Genomic DNA, 3,010 nt, shown 5'->3' with positions numbered 1-3,010 from the left:
CGCCGCGGCGGGCGTCAAGCACCTCATCCGCGCCGAGGACGTGAAGCCCGGTGCCGCCGTGCTCGATGTGGGTGTGACGCGCGAGACCGACCCTGAGACCGGAAAGAACCTGGTGTTCGGAGACGTGCATCCCGATGTGGCCGATGTCGCCGGCTGGGTGTCGCCCAACCCCGGTGGCGTCGGGCCGATGACCGTCGCCCTGCTCATGACCAACGTCGTCGAGGCGGCTGAACGCCTGGTCTGACTCTGATCGGTCCCGATCTGCTGACTTGTTCCTCTGATCCGCACGCGGATCGGGGGCGAGGCCCGCAGGTCGGGACCGTTCTCGTTCAGCCCAGTTCGTCGAGCATGCGTCGCTGCTCGGGGGTCAGGCCGTCGTCGAGCTCTTCGCGTGCCTCGGCGGTGACGGGCGCCTGCGCCGGGGAGGATGCCGATGTGCGCGCTGCCTTCCGGCCCGTGACCTTGCCCTGCACGACGTCGTACAGCTCGCCGGCCTTGGCGCGGAGCTTGTCGTCGACCTGGTCGTAGATCATCCAGCCGAAGAGCAGGAAGAGCGGTGGGAGCGCGAAGCTCCAGAATCCCGATGCGCGGACGCCGCTCAGCCACACGACGGCGACCCAGATGATGAGCTCGACGAGGTAGACGAGCACGTACTGCACGACCTTCTCGCCGGTCTTCGTGCGGTCGGCCGCCGACTTCGCCGCGGCCTTGCGGAAAGCGCCGGTGAGCAGAGGCTTCACGAAGAGTGCCGCGAGAGTCAGGATGACGGCGGCCCACAGCGCGTTGAACCCGACGGAGACCCCCGCGGACAGCAGGCCGATGAGCAGCAGCACCGCGACGTTGAACACGTAGAGTGCGGCGAACCGGACGATTCCGTTCTTCATTCGACCAGAATTCCACACTCCCGGATGCCGTGGCACCTCTCGGGTGGCCCGGCGCGGGTCAGCGGGCGGGGAAAGCCCGCTCGACGGCATCCACCACCGCGCCGTAGACGGAGTCCCACGGTACGAGCGGGGGAGTGACTCCCGCCAGTTCGAGGCTCACGGCGCCGTGCACCTGCGCCCAGACGGTGAGCGCCGCCGCCATCACCTCGGTCTCGGCGATGCGCGCCGCGAGTGCTCGCACGAGCGGTGCCATAGCCGTGCTCATGGTCGCATCGTCGGGGCGGCAGTCCTCGGTGGCCACGCCGCCGCCGAACATCAGGCGGTAGAGCGCCGGGTTCGCCATCGCCCACGAGCGATACGCGAGTCCGAGTGCGCGCAGCCCCTCGGCTTCTGCGGCGGACTGCGCCTCTCCGAACGAGGCGAACCCATGCTCGATCACGGCCACGAGCAGTTCGGTCTTTCCGCCGAACAGGCTGTAGACGGCCGACGTCGAGGTGCCGGCCTTCTGCGCGATGTCGCGCAGGCTGATCCGCTCGGGCCCCTTGTCGTCGACCATCTCGGCTGTCGCGTCGAGCAGCCGGGCGCGCAGTGCATCGTCGTAGAGAGGAGGTCTTGCCATGGAGACGAGACTATCGTAACGTTGTTGCGTAACGCCGTTACATAACAACGTTCCAAGGAGTGTCCTATGGCTCAGCACGTCTTTCCCGGTCGGTTCACCGCGGCCCCCGCTGGATCGGACGTCACGGTCTTCCTGATCGGAATGCGCGCCAACCGGTGGTGGCAGCTCGGCAGGGTGTGGCGGACCGCCAGCAAGATGCCCCCGATGCTGCAGCACCTTGCGACGCACGCGGATGCGGGGATGCTCGGCGCGCACAGCTGGTTCGGGCGGACGACGATCCTGCTGTCGTACTGGGAGAGCCCGGAGCATCTGCAGCGCTTCGCCGCCGACCGGGATGCGCCGCACCTGCAGCCGTGGAGGGACTTCATGCGCACGCTGCAGGGCACGGGAAGCGTCGGCGTCTGGCACGAGACCTATCAGGTGCCGACCACGGATCTCGAGGCCGTCTATGTCGACATGCCGGTGTTCGGGCTCGCGGCGGCCACCTCGCATGCCCCTGTGGGGCCGGGAACCAAGACGGCGCGTCAGCGGATGGGCCGCTGACGCGCCGTTCTCGGGCGAGGGGTCAGCTCTGCGGGTGCAGGCTGCTCTCGATGTTCGTGATGCGCGCCTGCTCGTCGAAGCGGAACGTCGCGGTGCCCGTGGCGTCGGTGACCGTCGCTCCCGAGAAGGACTCGTCGGTCCAGGTCAGGTTCCAGCCCGCGAGGCGGGCGGCATCCCAGACGGCCGTGCGCGCGTCGGGCAGCGCCAGCCCCGACAGGATGCGCGGCAGCACGATCGCTGCTGCGGCGACGGTCAGCGGGGGCAGCGGAGCGTCGAGCAGGAACACCGCGTACGTGCCACCGCCGACCGGTGCGAGGTAGTAGGGCGCGCGACCCGTGAGCTCCACCGCGACCGCGCCGACGGTGTGGGCGGCCGCCGTGATCCACTCGGCGTCTCCGCTGGCGTCTTCGGGAAAGGGGAGCTCGGTCTCGCTGAGCTCGGCGATGCCGTGCTCGGTGCCGTAGTCGCGCAGCTGAGCGGCGATCCCTGCGGGGTCGCCCTGCGGGTGCGCCCAGGCCCAGAGCAGCGAGCGCGGGCCCGGCGCGATCGTCGCCACCAGGTGTGCGCGGGTCACGAGCTGACGGGCGGCGTCGGCGTTCGAGGTGAAGGTGAGGGTGCCGGCCGCCATGTCGGCATCCCAGCGATTCTCGCCGAGGTCCTCGAGGGTGGTGGCCAGGGCATCCTGACGCAGGGCGGAGAACAGTGCGGCACGGTCTGCGAGCGGCTGGAGCGCGGCGAAGGTCATGCCCCCAGTCTCGCCCGGATTGCTATGAATCCGCCAACTCCGTGCTCGGGTGCATCGCATCGGCCGGCCGCCCCATGCGCCAGACGCTGGGCACCAGCAGGGTCACCACCGCGATCGACGCGTAGAGGATCCCCGAGGTGATCAAGACCGTCTCGACGTCGCTGTGGGTGATGAGCCAGCCGTACACGAGAGTGCCGATCGGCATCACGACGTAGCTCC

Annotated in this window: 4 protein-coding genes and 2 pseudogenes; 2 read left to right on the top strand and 4 right to left on the bottom strand. The window is 69.3% G+C overall.

Annotated features, from left to right (window positions below; genetic code table 11):
- Window positions 1-244: pseudogene (locus J7E68_RS12550) on the top strand (bifunctional methylenetetrahydrofolate dehydrogenase/methenyltetrahydrofolate cyclohydrolase); the annotation flags it as partial.
- An 85-nt stretch (window positions 245-329) separates the two neighbouring features.
- Here the strand turns inward: J7E68_RS12550 and J7E68_RS12545 are convergent.
- Entirely contained in the window at window positions 330-884 is a 555-nt protein-coding gene (locus tag J7E68_RS12545) for a hypothetical protein (protein WP_215173070.1), read from the bottom strand.
- A 58-nt stretch (window positions 885-942) separates the two neighbouring features.
- On the bottom strand, window positions 943-1,503 hold the full coding sequence (locus tag J7E68_RS12540) for a TetR/AcrR family transcriptional regulator (RefSeq protein ID WP_215173068.1): 561 nt from the start codon (window positions 1,501-1,503) through the stop codon (window positions 943-945).
- A gap of 66 nt (window positions 1,504-1,569) precedes the next feature.
- Between J7E68_RS12540 and J7E68_RS12535 the strand changes: the two genes are divergently transcribed.
- On the top strand, window positions 1,570-2,046 hold the full coding sequence (locus tag J7E68_RS12535; protein WP_215173056.1) for a DUF4188 domain-containing protein: 477 nt from the start codon (window positions 1,570-1,572) through the stop codon (window positions 2,044-2,046).
- A 22-nt stretch (window positions 2,047-2,068) separates the two neighbouring features.
- Here the strand turns inward: J7E68_RS12535 and J7E68_RS12530 are convergent, their stop codons facing one another.
- Window positions 2,069-2,791: a DUF6882 domain-containing protein gene (locus J7E68_RS12530; RefSeq protein ID WP_215173054.1), complete on the bottom strand. Its 723-nt coding sequence runs from the start codon at window positions 2,789-2,791 to the stop codon at window positions 2,069-2,071.
- A gap of 22 nt (window positions 2,792-2,813) precedes the next feature.
- Window positions 2,814-3,010: pseudogene (locus tag J7E68_RS12525) on the bottom strand (hypothetical protein); the annotation flags it as partial.

The organism is Microbacterium sp. ISL-103 (genome assembly GCF_018613995.1).
Classification (GTDB): domain Bacteria; phylum Actinomycetota; class Actinomycetes; order Actinomycetales; family Microbacteriaceae; genus Microbacterium.
The sequence above is the reverse complement of the archived record's forward strand: the minus strand, read 5'-3'. Positions and strand labels throughout refer to the sequence as shown.